The organism is Bradyrhizobium sp. CCBAU 45384 (genome assembly GCF_028128665.1).
GTDB lineage: Bacteria > Pseudomonadota > Alphaproteobacteria > Rhizobiales > Xanthobacteraceae > Bradyrhizobium > Bradyrhizobium manausense.
On record NZ_LBIZ01000113.1, the window covers coordinates 17,397 to 34,077 of the forward strand.

Below are 16,681 nucleotides of genomic sequence, written 5' to 3' on the forward strand. Positions count from 1 at the left end.
ATTGCAGTTATCCGTTCTGTGATCCCACCCCATCGAACTGAACGGGTCTCAGCTCATGAGTGGCAGACAGAATTTTTGTCGTTTCGAATCTTTGTGCGCAAGCGGTTGTCCTCATGTGATCTGCCGGCTGGCTTTGTTTGGCCCAATCGAGCTCGCGCCGACAGGGGGCGCTTGCCAAGCACGAGTGTCTGAACAATGAGCGGACGTCTTGGTCGTTCACCTGAGGTGTGCTTTCTCCTCGGTCTTCCACGATCCGGGACGACACTCCTGGCACATTTGCTGCAGCTCCATCCAGACATTGAGGCTCCGCCTGAGCCTTGGTTGATGCTGGCGCTTGAAGCATTTGGCAAGGTGGATCGGCGCCACCCGGCGGGCTGCTCATTGATTGAGACCGCAACCTCCGAATTCTTGGGACGGATAGATCGCAAGATCGCTAGCCGCGCTTTTGCAGACGCAGCATACAATCAGTATCTGGCAGAAGCGGGCAAGCGTATCATCATAGACAAGACACCACGCTATTGGACGGTCCTTGACTTTGTTGAAGCCGTGTACCCAGAAGCACCACACATCCTCTTGATGCGCAATCCCTACGCCATCGCCGCTTCACTGAAATCGACGTGGGGCATCCCACTGCGAGCAGAAAGCTCGCGGCCGGTCAGCGTATCCAGCCTCGCTGAGCTCATGCTCCGTCTGCCCGATAGCATAATATCTTCACTTGCCGATTTGGTTTTGGGTCTGCCTAGGCTCGCCGCGCAACGTACTCGCCGGCAGACTCATTTGGTGCGATACGAACTGCTCGTGGCGCATCCGGACGAGGAGATCCAGCGTCTACTGGCAGGGCTCGGCTGTGATCCAGGAGGCGTCGCATCGGCGAGCATGGAACGAGCAGATTATCTTCAATCCAGCAGCTTTGGGGATCGAAAAATCCTGGAACGAAACGCCATCGACGAAAGCTCTGTCAAATCATGGCAATCTCAATTGAGCGTCGAAGAGATGCAAACCGTGACGGATCTGGTCGGTGCCGAGCTATTGCTAGACCTCGGATATGAGCAGGAACTGCTGCATGCCCAGAAAGCTGGAGTTCTGGACAGGGGACCGGAGGTAACCGAACTCTATCGTCGGATGTTCCGAACCTGGTGGGATTTGCGAAGTGCCAAGGCAAGAGAATTGTCCGGCTCATCTCACGCTGGAGGGCCGGTCGACACTTCTTGGAGTATTTCGGAAAATCGGGACGTGGCTATCGAGATGCTGCGAGGCGAGGTCGCGCGGCTTGAACAGATCCTCAGCGTCTCCTAAAGACTCTGGATGCTTGTGATCAAGACACGCTGGTTGATTAGCCGAGCTCGTTAGTCGGCGCGCTGATCCCCCGATCAGGTATGACGCAGGCGCCGACCGCACGAGCGGGAGAATGCGATATGTTGCCGCGTCTGGAATTCTGCTGTCCAACGGGGTAGACCTGATCGACGAGCCGTGCGTTTCCGCCGGTCGTATCTGGCTCGGATATTCCCACTCTAGGGAGCCAAAGAGCGGCGAATAACAGAGATCCTCACGGAAAACAAGATATATGCTGCCGAAGCATCTGCGCCGTCTCGAGGCTGAATCGATTGAAATCATGCGTGATGTGGTCGCCGAGTTCGAAAGGCCCGTCATGCTTTACTCCATCGGAAAAGATTCAAGCGTGATGCTGCACATCGCGATCAAGGCGTTCTATCCGGCAAAAATACCGTTCCCCCTGCTTCACGTCGATACGACGTGGAAGTTCCGCGAGATGATCAGCTTTCGAGACGCGACAGCCAGGCGACTCGGCCTCGACTTGATTGTCCATGTCAACAAGGACGGCATCGCGCGTGGGATCAATCCGATCGATTCCGGCTCCGCGCTCCACACCCAGGTGATGAAGACCGACGCCCTGAAGCAGGCGCTCGACTTCCATGGATTTGATGCCGCCTTCGGCGGAGCCCGGCGTGATGAGGAAAGGAGTCGCGCAAAAGAACGGATACTCTCCTTCCGTTCGGCCGGACACGTATGGGACCCCCGTAACCAACGGCCGGAGCTCTGGAGCCTGTTCAACACACGGATTCGTCAAGGCGAAACCATGCGCGTGTTTGCGATGTCAAACTGGACAGAGCTTGAGGTGTGGGAATACATCATGATCGAGAAAATTCCGGTCGTTCCGCTCTACTTCGCAAAACGAAGACCGATAGTGCATCGAAATGGTGCGATGATCATGGTTGACGACGAGCGATTGCCTCTTAACCGCGACGAGACGGCGGAAATGCGGATGATCCGCTTTCGCACCCTTGGATGTTATCCCTTGAGCGGGGCTATTGAATCCGATGCGACAACGATCGAAGATATCGTTGCAGAAATGCAAACAGCGACTGTGTCAGAGCGCCAGGGACGCCTCATTGATACAGATGGAGCCGCTTCAATGGAGAAGAAGAAGCGGGAAGGCTACTTTTGATGTTTACAAATCCGACAATGGAGCGGTTCCCGACCCGGACGAAGGATCAGTTGCGATTCATCACATGTGGCTCGGTGGACGACGGCAAATCGACGCTGATCGGCCGATTGCTGCACGACAGCAAGATGATCTACCACGATCAGATCAAGGCACTGGAACGCGACAGCATCAAGTACGGTACCACCGGGAATAGCATCGACTTCGCCCTGCTCGTGGACGGGCTCGAGGCCGAACGGGAGCAGGGCATCACGATCGATGTTGCCTACCGCTTCTTCACTACGCCGCGGCGCTCCTTCATGGTGGCCGACACTCCTGGCCACGAGCAGTATACCCGCAATATGGCTACCGGCGCCTCGCAAGCCCAGCTCGCCATTATCCTGATTGATGCCCGCAAAGGCGTGATGGTTCAGACGCGCCGCCACTCTTTTATCTGTGCCCTGCTCGGTATTCGCCATATCGTGCTGGCAGTGAACAAGATCGATCTTGTCGCCTACGACAAGGCGTGCTTCGATCGGATCGCCCGTGACTATCTGTCCTTTGCTGCCGGTCTCGGCTTCACCTCGATCATTCCGGTCCCAATCTCGGCCCGCGAGGGCGACAACGTCGTAGACCGCTCCGCGCGTACCAACTGGTATCATGGCCCCTGCCTGCTTGAATATCTGGAGAGCATTGACATCCACTCCGGGACCGCAAGCCAAGCTTTCCGCTTTCCGGTACAATGGGTGAACCGGCCAAACCCGGAGTTTCGGGGCTATGCCGGGACGGTGGCTTCCGGTCAGATCTCGGCGGGGGATGAGATCATCGTCGCCGCGTCGGGACGGACCACGCGCGTCAAACGGATCGTGACCCACGGTGGCGACCTTGTCGGTGCCGAAGCCGGGGATGCGGTGACCATTACACTGGAAGACGAAATCGATATCGGCCGTGGCGACGTTCTGTCACGTCCGGACGATCAGCCGAAGGTTGCCGACCAGTTCGCTGCTTATGTCATCTGGATGGACGAGGAGCCGCTCGCTCCGGGACGCAATTACGTCCTGCGGATTGGATCGCAGACGATTGCCGGCAGCATTACCGAAATTACGCACCGGATCGACGTCAACACTTGTGAGCATCTGGCCGCCGGGATGGTTTCATTGAACGAGATTGCTCTTTGTAATGTTGCGACCACAATGCCCGCAGTCTTCGATCCCTACGACGTCAATCGAAAGACCGGATCATTTATCTTCATCGATCGGTACACCAATCGTACAGCCGGGGCCGGCATGATTGCCTTTCCGCTACGGCCGGCCGCCAATATTGTTAGGCAAGGCCTATCCGTGGATCGGAGGGAGCGCGCCGCGATCAAGAATCAGAAGCCCTGCGTCATCTGGTTTACCGGCCTGTCTGGCGCGGGAAAGTCGGCGATTGCCAATCTCGTTGATCAAAAGCTGTTTGCGATGTCGCGGCATACAATGCTGCTGGATGGCGACAACCTCCGGCACGGATTAAGTGCGGATCTGGGCTTCTCGGAGGCGGATCGCGTGGAGAACATTCGGCGTGTCGGTGAAGTTGCCAAATTGATGGCAGACAGCGGCTTGATCGTGATCTGTTCGCTTATCTCGCCCACCAGCGCCGAACGGGGCAGGGTACGCATCCTGGTTGGCAAGGAAGAGTTCATAGAGGTCTTTGTCGATACGCCGATCGAGGAATGCGCGCGACGAGACCCGAAAGGGCTGTACTCAAAGGTAAGATCAGGCAAGATCAAGAACTTCACCGGAATCGACGCGTGCTACGAAGCACCAGCAACGCCGGACATTCATCTCAAGACCATGGAGCAGACCCTAGAGCATTCAGCGAAAGCGGTGGTGGATTTCTTGATCGCGCGCTCAATTCTTGATGGTTAGAGGTTCCTCGCACCGCGATTCGCACAATATACTGCTGGTGCGGCTCGGGCGATGTGGCTCGGGCGGGGCCTGCGACGAACTTTTCGCTCTAAAGCAACAAAATGGCCGCGCCAACTCGTGTACTGCCAGCTTCAAATTATGTGCTCGAAGTGGATGGTCAATTCAAAACCGAGTACGCGAGCGAAGATGGAGCATGGTCAAAAGCCGGGGAGCTCAAGAGACGCAGTCCCATGCTGCAGGTCAGAATTCGCGACGCGGTGAGAAAGGCCAGAGAGGAAGTCCGTCTTCTGATCAGTATGCCGGGAGTAAGCGCAGGATCGCCGGATAGCCAGCCTTCCGGAAAGCGCGGCACGAGCTTCGTACTGGGCGGAGCTTAAAGCCGGGCCCTGGCTCGGCTTTGAAGGGAGCTCTGCGTTTCTTAGCCGCACGCGCAGCAAAAAGCGCCATGCGAAAAATCTAAACCGAGCAATCGGTCACGATCCATCCGGTCGCGGTGATGGTAACGTCCGACGAGCTTGCTTCCTATTGGCCGCCGCTCGTGGGCAATCACCGTCGGCGTACGCTCCGCACCTTCCTATCGCGAGGCTACGCTGCCGCGAACACCGGCCAACACGAGCTACGGAGCTCCCGCCGTGTGTTTGGGTCATGCTTCATTCCGCCTTCCATCGTGTCGCCATGAAGGCGGCCATCGGCACGGCCGGAAAGGAAGGGCAGCTTGTCCTTGGCGAGCGACTATGAATAATCTCTTGATGATCCGCTCTGTCTACCGTCAACGTGCTGTAGACTGCGTCGGACGTGATCTCGCATCAATGAGCGGCCCTGCAGAGGAGAAGAGAGCAGAAGGGCTCGGAAGTGCGGCTATCGTCAGGCCAGAGTGTCTCATCGGCGAGGTACTTGCGCGGACCGGGGGGGCTGGTGATGCGCGGAACTCCTGTTCGCCGGCTCACGCTTTGAAGTCGCCGTAAACCACGGCATGCTGCTGCCGCCATAATCGCTCGGTGAGACGTCTCGCGGCGAAGCGGCGTGTCGTACCGAGAGATGCTGCCAGCCTAGTGATCGCTTTCAAGATGGACACGGGCCACTCATTTGGACTCGGATCGGTCGTGCTCCTAGCAATTCAGGACGAGATGCTCTGTCTCACGGACCCCCGCCGAAAGGTCTCGACTGATCCTTGCTGAGCGGGCAGCGATCCAAGATCGCTCAACCGCTTCTAGTCGGACTCGACCGCAGGCTGCGAAGGCCGCTCCATTCGAGCGCAACGACGTGAGACAACAGCTAGGCCAGGAGGTGTAAGCATTCAGGCGCCGCGTCCAGGGAGATCTCGCCGGACCGCGGGGAAACTCCGTACCTCCAGATGGTGCTTTGGCCAGGATCGTACGTGAACGAAACGATCAGCCCTCACTTCGGCAGGAAACGCGCTCGCGGGCGAAAAGCTTACTGTAGATCCAAATTGAACTATCAAACTAGGTGCCTCGCTGTGGGTTCTCCGTATTCGGCCTTGCGTCGGCTTGTCGCAGCCAAATGCGAGCACTGAGGAAAAATTCGTGCGAGAAAAACTCCGGAGAGGGTTGAAACGCCCGTAACGTCAAGTTGTACGATCTCCGACATCGCCAACACGGTCATTGGCGTCACAAATCCTCCAACGAGCGACGGAGTGCAAATGTATCAAGCCCCAAGCAAACGCATTGGACTTCCGCCGCGAGCGACGATTATCGAGTGTGCCTGCCTAATCATCCGGGCGCGACGATCCCGGCTGCATCGCCTTACTGGCGTAAAGCGCCTGGCTGGGCAGGCTCACACGTAAATCGTCGGCCGACTGGCGCTGCGTAGCGCAAGAAGGCGACCGCGCCCAAGCCTGCACATGCGTGGCTGTTGGATGAGAGCATGGTCGCCGCCAGTTTGCGTCCGAGCGCTCAGCGCCAAAGGCTATTTGAGAGGTCTGAAGGGCATCGACGGGGAGCTTTGTGAGGAATCGCTCTCCATCCGCGATGAGATGTTTGGGGTTTGTCATCCGGCAGCCATTTCGAGCGGCCGATGCCACGCGCTTAATGGCGCTTCATTCGAAGCCGTTGACGAGGAAGAGGACGCGTGCGCCACGGGGCTGCCCGTTGGGCGTACTCCAGGTCCTCGACGAATACAATGTAGGAGGAATGGTTTGACAAGACAGCGCTCTCTGCTGACGCCTGGTCCATTGTCGTTATCGCTGGCGGTGAGGAGCCAGATGCAGCTCGATCTCGCATCTCGCGACGACGAGTTCAAGGAGGTGACCGCCTGCATGAGGCGGCTGATGCTCAACTTGCTGGGAAATGCCGAGGACTATTCGGTGGTGCCCATTCAAGGGGGTGGCTCCTTTGCAATGGAGGCTGCCCTCTCTTCGTTTGTGTCCCGGGTCCACAGGCCGCTCGTTTGCGTAAACGGCATCTATGGCGAGCGCATTCTACAAATTTTGCGGCTGTGGGGTGTCGAAGCACTGAAGCTTGTCAAGCGCGCGACCGACTCCTTGGATGCGCAAGAAATCGGCGAGTATTTGAGCCGAAATCCTGGCATTACGCACCTGTGCTTCGTGCATTGTGAGACGACAACCGGAATCGTCAATCCGCTGCACGAGATCGTGGAGGAGGCGAGGCGACGTGGCGTAAAGACCATCATCGATGGAATGAGTTCCTTCGGCGCCATCAATATCGACCTGAGCCAGGGTGGACCTGACGTACTGGTCACATCGAGCAACAAGTGCATAGAGGGGCCGCCGGGCGTAGCGTTTGTCATCGCCTCCCGCGAGCTGCTCGAAGATACGACTCAAGAGCCGAGATCGTTTGTGCTCGACGTGAGAGATCAATGGCGCTCGCTCGAGCGCACAGGTGAGTGGCGATCGACCCCTCCCACCCACATCGTTCAGGCAACGACAAAGGCTTTGAAGATTCTGCACGAGGAGGGCATCGATGCCAGGCGCTTCAGGTACGAGAAGGTCAGAGACGACCTTATCAAGGAACTCGAAGGGATAGTGTCCCCGCTGTTGTCCCCCGAGTTGCAGTCGCCGGTCTGTGTCGCGTTCAGTGCGCCGCCCGGAATGGTGGACCAGCCAGGGTTCGATGGGCTGTATCGCCACTTGGCGAACCACAATCTTTACGTCTACTCAAAGCTGCATCTCGCGACGCGTAGCTTTCGGGTCGGTTGCATTGGGGAAATCCAATCCAGCTGGATTGAGGAGTTGGGATGCGCCTTTCGTACATATTTCCGGTCCGGTCAGGCTCGGTCAGTAAGGTCGACGTCGGGCCAAGAGGCATATCGGGCGCACGTAAAGATGCCGGCTCAAGCAGCTGGGGGCCGGCGGCTGCCGCTTTCCCCCGAGACTGCTGTTCTGCATGCGGGCTATCGACGCGATCCGGTGACGAAAGCCGTTGCAGTGCCGATTTACCAGAATACAGCTTATGAACTCGATGGCGATCTAAACCACATCGCTGACGTGTACAACGTCAAGGCGGATGGGTTCACCTACACTAGGATTATCAATCCGACGACACGCGCGCTGGAGAAGCGCTACGCCGCCGTCGATATGGGAAGCGACTCGCTCGCCGTTGCGTCAGGTCAAGCGGCGACGTTCCTTGCTATCATCAACCTTTCAAGTGGCGAAGTAGGGGACAATATCGTCGCCTCCCCGTATCTATACGGCAATACCTGGAACCTGCTCCACAACACCTTAAAGCGTTTGGGAATCAGCGTGAGGACAGCAGATCCTCGAAGGCCCGAGACGTTCGAGCGTGCCATCGATGACCGCACGATTTGCCTGTTCGGTGAGGTAATTTCGAATCCCTGCCTGATTCCGCTTCCCGTCAAACAGCTGGCGGAGATCGGCCGAAGGTACGGAGTGCCTCTGGTCGTAGACAATACCACCACGCCACTGGTATGTCGGCCGTCCGACCTGGGCGCTGCAGTTACGACGTACTCCGCAACAAAATATATATCTGGCCATGGCACGACCCTCGGCGGACTAATCGTTGACAGCGGAAAATTTAGCTATCGGGGAGCCTCTCGCTTTCCCTTGTTCAACGGTCCCGACGAAGCGCATGGCGGAATTGTCTGGCACAACGCTGTGCGAGATGTCGATGATCTAGGAAAGAGCGAGTTTCTCCTCAAGGCTCGCATGACCTGGTTGCGCGATACCGGCGCAGCCATCTCCCCGTTTGCGAGCTTTCAACTGATCCAAGGGCTTGAAACGCTGCCGCTCCGCATGAAGCAGCACTGCGCGAATGCCAGGATCGTCGCGGGCGCTCTAAAGGAGCATCCTAAAGTGCGTCGCGTCTTTTACCCGGGGCTCTTTGAAGGCGCCGATCGGGATATCGTCGAGCAGACACTCGACACCGCATACGGACACGGGGCGATGGTCATGTTCGAAGTGGAAGACGAACTGGCCGGTCGCAAGTTCATCCAGAATGTTGACTTGATGTATCACGTTTCCAATGTGGGAGATGCCCGCACGCTCGTGACTCATCCGGTCTCGACGACCCACACCACTGTCCCGCGGGAAAAGCGCGAAGCCGCCGGCATATTTGGCGGCTCGATCCGGCTCTGCGTCGGCATCGAAGATGTTAACGACATCTTGCGCGATCTGGACAAGGCGCTTTCCGCAATCTGACAAACTGCAAGGCGATCAGGAAGAGGTTCTCATGAATCAGGCAGAGGCTTGGAAACTGAGGTCATCACGCTATGAGGCCGTTCAATTCAGTCGGGAGATCAATCGGCAGCTATCCGAGCTGAGGCCTGACAACATAACGGGAGCGGCTTATATTGCCAAAGACTACGCTGTCATCGCAGCTTGTACGCTCGCGACTGTGTCGGTCTCATGGTGGCTCTACCCGCTCGCCGTCCTCCTGATTGGCGCCTATCAGCGCGGATTGACAACCATCGCTCATGATGCGGCTCACCGCACGCTGGCGAAGAACACCACCTGGAATTATGTCCTTGGCATTCTGTTCGCCTCCTATCCCTTGTTCCAGCGTCACTGGGCCTACCGGATCTCGCACGTCTATTTGCATCACCCCTATCTTGGAGATCCGGACAAGGATCCCGACCTGAAGTTCTTCCTGGCCAGCGGCGTTTACAACGTGCAGCCTCCCGAGCGGTACGCTTTCAACATGATCTGGAAGCCGATCTTCGGCGGCGCGACAATAGCGTATCTGAAGTACCTTTGGGCCAATCGATTTTCGATTACAGATGTCGAAGATCAGAGCCGCTCAGGCATACTTATCGACAAGTACGGCTTCTATCTCTTCTGGATCAGCATCCTGGCCGGGTCATATGCTGTTGGGCTGCTCCATATCGTCGTCCTGTTTTGGATCGTGCCCTATCTCACCACGTTTCAGGTCCTAGGCTGGTTCATCGAACTCGCCGAGCACTCACCGATGTGCGAAACCGAGACGCAGAACGTCTATCTCACCAGGAATCGGAAAGGAAATTTCCTCGAGCGAGCCATCCTCGGACAGAATCTGGATGAGTACCACCTTGAGCATCACCTTTCGCCGGGTATCCCGTTTTGGCTGTTGCGAAAAGCGCAGAAAATTCGGATGCAGGATCCGAACTACGCGAAGGTTGCCGCGACCTGGGGCGGGCTCTTTGTCAAGGGACCTCAAGGTCAACCTAGCGTCATAGCTCAGTTGAAAGAGCGAAATCGACGGCTGTATGAGAACTCCGTTGCCGGCGCTCGCACGCGAGGACAGGTGGCGTGAGGTTGCAACAGCCCGAGCACGCCCGAGCCGTTGTCGGGGTTACTTCGAACCGTCTTCTGGTCGACGGTGTGCACCGCGACTGGGTACGGCGTAAGTACGTGCAGGCACTCCATCGTCATGCGGGAGTGGCTTGCGTCGTATTGCCGACCGTCGATGCGGAAGATGCCAGCGAGGAGGTCGCCACGGCCATCATGCGCCGGCTGGACGGTGTGGTCTTGACCGGCGATGAATCTAACGTCGACCCCGCCGTCCTGTCAGCGCCTGCATCCATAGCGGATCCTGATCGGCATGACGTAGAGGCTGGGATCCTTGATCGTCCTAGGGACCGGCTTGCTGCCGTGGCCATACAGAGTGCCATCGCGCTTGGGATGCCTATTTTGGGTATCTGCCGTGGGCTTCAGGAGCTCAACGTCTATTTCGGCGGCACGCTCCGCCCATCGCTTGCGGAGTGGAGCCTCGAAAGCGGCGCTATGCATGCCGAGAAGCCAGATCGTCCCAGGGACCGTCAGTACGATGCCGCGCACAGCGTTAGGATATCTTCCGACGGGGCGCTCTTCCCCATCGCGCGGACGATCGAAGCCCACGTCAACTCACTGCACAATCAAGGCATTGAAGCGCTTGCCCCGGCCCTGAGGGGGGAGGCGTGGGCGCCTGACGGTCTCGTTGAGGCGGCTTCGGTGATCGGCGCGCCGACGCTGCAAATCGGGGTGCAATGGCACCCCGAATGGCACGTCTCAGTCGATCTCCTCGGCAAGCAACTCTTCAAAGCATTTGGAGAGGCCTGTGTTGTGTACCGCGGAACGAAGAACCACGAGGGCAGATCGTGAGATTCAGACCAAACGTGGCCCGTACAGGCCGAAAGCTGAATGCGTCAAAACCGATGCGCGCGGCCCGTCTCTGCGAGGGCCGCGCCCCGTCGCGCGGGCACGAAAAGGGCAGACAATTGACGAATAGGTTCGCGCTCGGAGTGTTTTTTGTGGCCCTCTATGTCGTCGTGAGTGCAGCAGGCGAGGTTTATGCCGCAGCGTATTTTCAGCGAGCAGATGCGTTCGTCGCGCTCCTGCTGTCCTTTGCCGTGGTTTGTCTAACGTTCAATCTCTTGGCTCGCCACGACGCAAGCAAGGCAGGAGTGGGATATCGGTCGCTCTTGGTCTTCGTCGTACTCAACGTCGTGACTGCAATCAGCTGGATCGGCCTATTTATCGGCTTGAAATACGTTGAACCTGCGATCGTCGTTGCGTTCATGGTGGCGTTGGGGCCCACCGCAACTGTGTGGCTAAACGCCGTGATCAGGCGGCAGGGAGTCCCTCCAGCATCCGATATTGTCGTCAGCGCTTTGATCGCGATGATCGGGAGTTACATGATTTGGATCTCGGCCAGCGGCAACGCAGGCGTGGAGTGGGGGGCTCGATCGTCCTTTGGAATAGTCTTGGCCATCGTAGCCGGCCTATCGCTCGCCCTTACAAATATACTTGTCAAACTTCTGTTCGACCGTGGGTTTTCCGGCCGGCAAGTGCTGGCGCATCGGTTCTATGGAACGATCATCTTGCTGCTGGGACTGGTGGACTATTCATCCCTCGTGCCTGAAATCTCGCAGCACTGGTTTGCGATCGCAGCAATTGGCGTTTCGACGATGATTGTTCCTTTGCTCTTGATCCAGCAGGGCATTCGTTACGTAGAGCCCTTCACCGTCAATATGGTCTTGTCCGCCGCCCCTATCGTCACCTTCCTGTTCCAGTACTGCGATTCTCGCATCGTGCCTTCGTCACATACGTTCGTTGGAAACATTCTCATTACGGCTATCGCTGTCAGCAACATCTACTTGCAGTATCGGAGATCCGCATGAAAGAACGCAATTGTGTAATCGTAGACGCATACTCTACCGGCCGATATCTACCGGAGCAGTTCAAGCGCTATGGCATTGGAACGGTGCATGTGATGTCTGCCGCACAGATTCCACCCATATTCCAGGCGCACTTTGATGCTAATCTGTATGATGAAGTCATTCGCCCCGGCGAGCGCTTGGGGTTTGACGACATCGTTGAATATCATCTTCAGTCGCTCCATGGCAGAGAATTTGAGTTCGTTATAGCCGGCTGCGAGTCTGGAGTCGAACTCGCCGATTCGTTGTCGGAGCGGCTGGGCCTACCTTCAAACGGCACCGCTCTATCGGCGGCTCGGCGTGACAAAGCGCGATTGTCTAGCGCGTTGACCTATGCCGGTGTGCGATCGATCCGACAAGTCGTGTCTGACAATGCTGTAGAAATCGCAAGCTGGAAGCGCGAAGCGAACTTCGACGAGATCGTGATAAAACCTCTGAACAGTACGGGCACCGAGGATGTATTCTTTTGCTCGACAGATGCTGACATTCAGCGGGCACTAAGTGCGATTGTCGGGAAGACGAACCGTGTCGGAGCGTTGAATCGTTTTGCCCTCGGGCAGGAAAAAATAAACGGCCAACAATACACTGTAAACGCCGTCTCGATCCACGGGGATGCCTTCGTTACGGAGGCCTGGACCTATGACACCGTTACTATCGAGGGGGCATCATCGGTCTGTTCACTGGAGAGATTGTTGGACGGCAGCGAACCAATCGTTCAGGAGCTGTCCGATTACCTGAAACGAGCGCTGCAGGCGCTTCAGATCGCTGAGGGACCGGCTCATGCCGAGATCATTGTCGATCATCGGGGGCCCGTTCTGGTGGACTTCGGGGCGAGGATTCAAGGGACTATGTCGGCAAAAGCGCGTACCATGGCGTTGGGGCATAACCATATGACGCTGACGGCGTGGCGCTACGCAGATCCCACGGGCTTTGGTGAGTACATGAGGCTGCGGGGACCCTACAAGCGGAAGGCGCACGCACTATGCGTCTCCCTGATCTCCGATAGGGGCGGTGTCGTTGCCGGTTACCCGGGGCTCGAAGCAATACGCAAGCTCCCCAGCTTCGCGGATGCTATTGCGTTCGTTCCGATTGGTGAAGAGCTGGTTCCGACTATCGATTTGGCATCGACACCAGGCATCGTCTATCTCGTGAATAGCGACCTGACTCAGCTCGAAGATGATTATCAAAAGTTGCGAGCAATGCCGATGGAGCAGGTGTTCGAACTGGTGGCGCGGGATAGCAAGTGATGCCAACTGAAGCAACGTCTACCGGAGCTAATGCAGCCGCCGTGATGATCGGCGTAAGCGATTTCGACGGTGTGCTGCGAGGCAAACACGTCTTCGGTGAAGATCTCTCAAACCGAGATAAAGTCATCAAGTTCTCTGAAGCAGTGCTGGCGTGGGATTGTTCGGATCGGGTCATTCCGATCAGTGTCACGCAAAAGCCGCTAGCAGCATTCGGGGATGCTGATCTGCGTATTTTGTCAGGCACCGGCCGTTCGGTCTCTTGTGTCGGCAACCAATATCTTTACCTTGCCGAGTTCACGGGCGCACATGAGAACATTTGCCCACGGGGTGTTCTGCGCAAGGTCCTGAGAAGGGCTGCTGACCTAGGATACAGATGCGCTGCCGGGTTTGAATTTGAATTCATACTGTTCAAGGAGAGCGCCGACACAATTGAGGATAAGCCGTTCGAAGAATGGGCTCCTTTAACACGGGGCCCGTTCGGCTACTCGGTTATGCGCTCCGTTGCTCAACATGAGCTGTTCGATGAGATCTTGGCGCTTTGTGAGAAGGCTAGAATACCTCTCAGCGGACTACACTTCGAAACGGGACCGGGCGTGGTCGAAACCTCACTTCGTCATTGTGATGCGCTGGAAGCCGCAGATCGAGCAATCATATTTAAATCGATGATAAAAGCGTGGGCGCAAAGGCGAGGCATGATGGCTACATTCATGGCCAAGGTCTCCGAGAAATGGCCCGGCCAGTCCGGCCATATTCACATCTCTATGTCCTCAGATAGTCAAAATGCGTTTTACGACGGTGATGCGTTCGGCAACGTCTCCAATCTTATGAGGCAATTTATCGCCGGACAACTAGAATACATGAATGAGTTCTGTGTACTCGCTGCGCCAAACTTCAACAGCTACAAGAGATTGGTACCGGGCTCCTGGGCACCAATCTGTCCAAGCTGGGGAGTTGACAACCGCTCCTGCGCGGTTCGCGCCATTCCGGGAGATCCATCTGCCCATCGCCTAGAGTATAGGCTGCCTGGCGCAGACGCGAACCCATATCTCGCGCTAGCATGTGCGATCGGTTCGGGAATATTGGGCGTCGAGACAGGTCCGGCACTACCGGCTTCGATCGTCGGTGATGCAAGCGCGGAAATGTGTCGTCCGTCCGCGAGACTGCCTCAAAGCCTATCAGAGGCAACATCTCGGTTTGCGCAGTCTGCAGCGGCCAGTGATGTCTTCGGAGAAAGCTTTGTTGAAGCGTTTTCTTGCTCGCGCCGCTGGGAGTGGGAAGCTGTCCAACATCGAGTCACCGACTTTGAACGTCGGAGATACTTCGAAATCATTTAGCTTGGACTGTTCGACAGTTCTGTAGATCATTCTTCTGGCCGGTTCCGGCGGCGCGACTGCGGGGGTCTGTGCCGCTGATGTTGGAGTTCATGCAGAGAAAATGTGCGTTACTCGTTGGGTGAGTGACCTTGAGGAGGTGAGCTGCTATCTGCACTATAGCAGCAACCGAGATTGCTCCGTTTGCGATGCTAGGTAATTTCTAGCAACGATCAACACCACCTCTATTCGCATCAATGAAGACGTGCTCGGCTTCTTCAAGAGGGAAGGCAAAGTCTATTATGCTCAGAGGAAGCCGAAGAGGCACGTGATGAGCGACGAAGTAGCCGAGCCGCGGAGCCACGCAGGACGCGAGGCGCAGCATCAAATGGGGGCAGGCGACCAGACGATGGCTTGCACTCACGACAAAGCCGGACGACGCGAGCCAGGTATTTATGCCGTCGGAGACAGAACCGCTGGCATCGAGTTCGACGCCAAGCAGCCAGCCGTTCCTCTGCCAATTGTAGCCGATCTGGCCACCTGCGAGGAACGTCGGCGTATCGACGATGCCGCCATAGATTGACGGACCGTAGGGATTGCTGAAGGAGATCTTGTGTCCAGGTTCGGGCTCGGTGGTACGCGGCCGGTGGCAGAGCGCCTCTATCCTCATCCGCCGCATTGGCGTTTTGACATGCCAGCGGCTGATCTTGCACCCCTCGGCAGCCAACAGGTCTCGCAACATTCAAGAACCGGCGAACGGAGCGATGTGGCCGTCACGGTCAAGGACGAACGAGGTGGGAATCCCGATAGAAAAGCTGGAGTCCATCCAAAGCTTGTTCATTTCGCCTGTTGAGTCGAATCCGATCCGATAGTTCAGATTCGAGAACTTGTCGGTCAACCACGCGTCCAACCTTGTTCGGGCCTCGTCGGCCGTTTGAGCTCGTTCGTGAGCTGCGATGCCGAGCAGCTCAAGTCCGCTGTCTTTGTATTTCTCTTGCAGCTGTACTAGATGAGGCATCACTGCCACACATGGCCCGCACCAAGTTGCCCAGAATTCGACGATGTACACCTTCCCGGGCTGGAAGCTCGTGAGGGGCTCGCCTCGCAGCCAGTTCTCCACCTTGATCGGAGGAGCTGGGGACTCCATGCGCAGCACCATGTTGCTCTCCAAAACCGTTGCCACTCGTAGCGCGACTTTGTGCGCTACCAATTGTAGAGATCTCATATTGGGGCGCTAGCTTACGAGAATCTGATGAGGCTCGGCCCGATGCTTAGTTCGACGCTGAGAAGGCCGTCGAGTCTTAACCGGACCGGATACTAGCGGCAGCGACAGCGGAACGGTGAATGTCCTGTGTGCTCCCCGAGCTGCGGTGCTCAGAGCCTATATGTTCGCAAAGCATATTCAAGCGGCACCTCCACCTCTAACAATTCAAGCGGCCAGAGTCCTCCTTTGAGCTGCCGGCGAAATGGGATCAAGCCATTTCTGCGCACATAACCCGACTTCGGATTCTTGGGCTCATGGCTATAACTTCTGAGTTCGTAGCCGTATGTCGGGCGACTTGAAAGTTGAAAGCGGTCGATGCGTGTTTTTTATCGACGTCTGAGGTCATGAGGACAATGGGCCGGCGAACGTAGCTCATCGATGCGGTTACATGGCTGGCGAGCACGCCCGTGAACGAGGCGCTCGTGAACTGCGATCTCCGGTTTGTGTTAAGGATGTCCAGCTTGCCGTGGCGAGCGAGAGCGTCGTTCAGCGTCTCGACGCGGCTTCCATCGTGATCAAGACGCACCATGATAGCATCGGGCGGCTGAACCAGTCGAGCACCACCAAGAGATAGACGAACCCGCCATCGGCCATCGCCGAGCCCCACCTCGGCTTCCAGCCCGTCGTGGGGAAACACCGTCTTCCGCCATCCGTGACGAAGTAGCTGCCCGCTCAACCGCGCCGCGCTCACAATGTCGCCAGATTTGCGCGGTTCTCGAAAGCCATCGACAACAATGTCGAAACAATGCGTATGAATTGTTCTCCAAACACCGGCTATTGGCGGGAATCCTAGGTGTTGCGATGCATGCGATTTGAGCTGGTCTCCGCCGCCAGGAAAGCTAGCTGTCGCGGCGGCAGGTAGGAGGGCCGCTGATCAGATCGGCATGCGCTGCCACTTCGCCGAGATA

General features: G+C 57.0%; 9 protein-coding genes and 2 pseudogenes. 9 read left to right on the plus strand and 2 right to left on the minus strand.

Annotation, left to right across the window (positions count from 1 at the left end; all coding sequences use genetic code 11):
• Nucleotides 1–195 precede the first annotated feature (195 nt).
• From XH80_RS24845 to XH80_RS24885, 9 genes are all read left to right on the plus strand, one after another.
• Complete coding sequence (locus XH80_RS24845) at nucleotides 196–1,296, plus strand: sulfotransferase family protein (protein WP_271600817.1); 1,101 nt, start codon at nucleotides 196–198, stop codon at nucleotides 1,294–1,296.
• A 268-nt stretch (nucleotides 1,297–1,564) separates the two neighbouring features.
• The gene (gene cysD / locus XH80_RS24850) at nucleotides 1,565–2,464 is read left to right on the plus strand and encodes a sulfate adenylyltransferase subunit CysD (protein WP_271600818.1); all 900 of its coding nucleotides are present in this window, start codon (nucleotides 1,565–1,567) and stop codon (nucleotides 2,462–2,464) included.
• A complete protein-coding gene (gene cysN, locus XH80_RS24855) occupies nucleotides 2,464–4,347 on the plus strand; it encodes a sulfate adenylyltransferase subunit CysN (RefSeq protein ID WP_271600819.1) in 1,884 nt (627 codons plus the stop codon). The genes cysD and cysN overlap by 1 nt, the downstream gene beginning before the upstream one ends.
• 2,221 nt (nucleotides 4,348–6,568) lie before the next feature.
• Nucleotides 6,569–8,980, plus strand: coding sequence for a 2-aminoethylphosphonate--pyruvate transaminase (locus tag XH80_RS24860; protein WP_442869171.1), 2,412 nt, complete (start codon nucleotides 6,569–6,571; stop codon nucleotides 8,978–8,980).
• A 31-nt stretch (nucleotides 8,981–9,011) separates the two neighbouring features.
• Nucleotides 9,012–10,070: a dhydrorhizobitoxine desaturase gene (gene rtxC, locus XH80_RS24865; RefSeq protein WP_271600820.1), complete on the plus strand. Its 1,059-nt coding sequence runs from the start codon at nucleotides 9,012–9,014 to the stop codon at nucleotides 10,068–10,070.
• The gene (locus XH80_RS24870) at nucleotides 10,067–10,897 is read left to right on the plus strand and encodes a gamma-glutamyl-gamma-aminobutyrate hydrolase family protein (protein ID WP_271600821.1); all 831 of its coding nucleotides are present in this window, start codon (nucleotides 10,067–10,069) and stop codon (nucleotides 10,895–10,897) included. Before rtxC ends, XH80_RS24870 begins: the two co-directional genes overlap by 4 nt.
• A gap of 149 nt (nucleotides 10,898–11,046) precedes the next feature.
• The gene (locus XH80_RS24875; protein WP_271600822.1) at nucleotides 11,047–11,916 is read left to right on the plus strand and encodes an EamA family transporter; all 870 of its coding nucleotides are present in this window, start codon (nucleotides 11,047–11,049) and stop codon (nucleotides 11,914–11,916) included.
• The gene (locus XH80_RS24880; RefSeq protein WP_271600823.1) at nucleotides 11,913–13,199 is read left to right on the plus strand and encodes an ATP-grasp domain-containing protein; all 1,287 of its coding nucleotides are present in this window, start codon (nucleotides 11,913–11,915) and stop codon (nucleotides 13,197–13,199) included. Before XH80_RS24875 ends, XH80_RS24880 begins: the two co-directional genes overlap by 4 nt.
• Nucleotides 13,199–14,533: a glutamine synthetase family protein gene (locus XH80_RS24885; RefSeq protein ID WP_271600824.1), complete on the plus strand. Its 1,335-nt coding sequence runs from the start codon at nucleotides 13,199–13,201 to the stop codon at nucleotides 14,531–14,533. The genes XH80_RS24880 and XH80_RS24885 overlap by 1 nt, the downstream gene beginning before the upstream one ends.
• A 583-nt stretch (nucleotides 14,534–15,116) precedes the next feature.
• On the opposite strand, the pseudogene XH80_RS24895 reads toward XH80_RS24885, so the two are convergent.
• Nucleotides 15,117–15,668 (minus strand): annotated as a pseudogene (locus XH80_RS24895) (TlpA disulfide reductase family protein); the annotation flags it as partial.
• Between the two features lie 493 nt (nucleotides 15,669–16,161).
• Nucleotides 16,162–16,355, minus strand: a pseudogene (locus XH80_RS24900) (IS3 family transposase); the annotation flags it as partial.
• Nucleotides 16,356–16,681 lie beyond the last annotated feature (326 nt).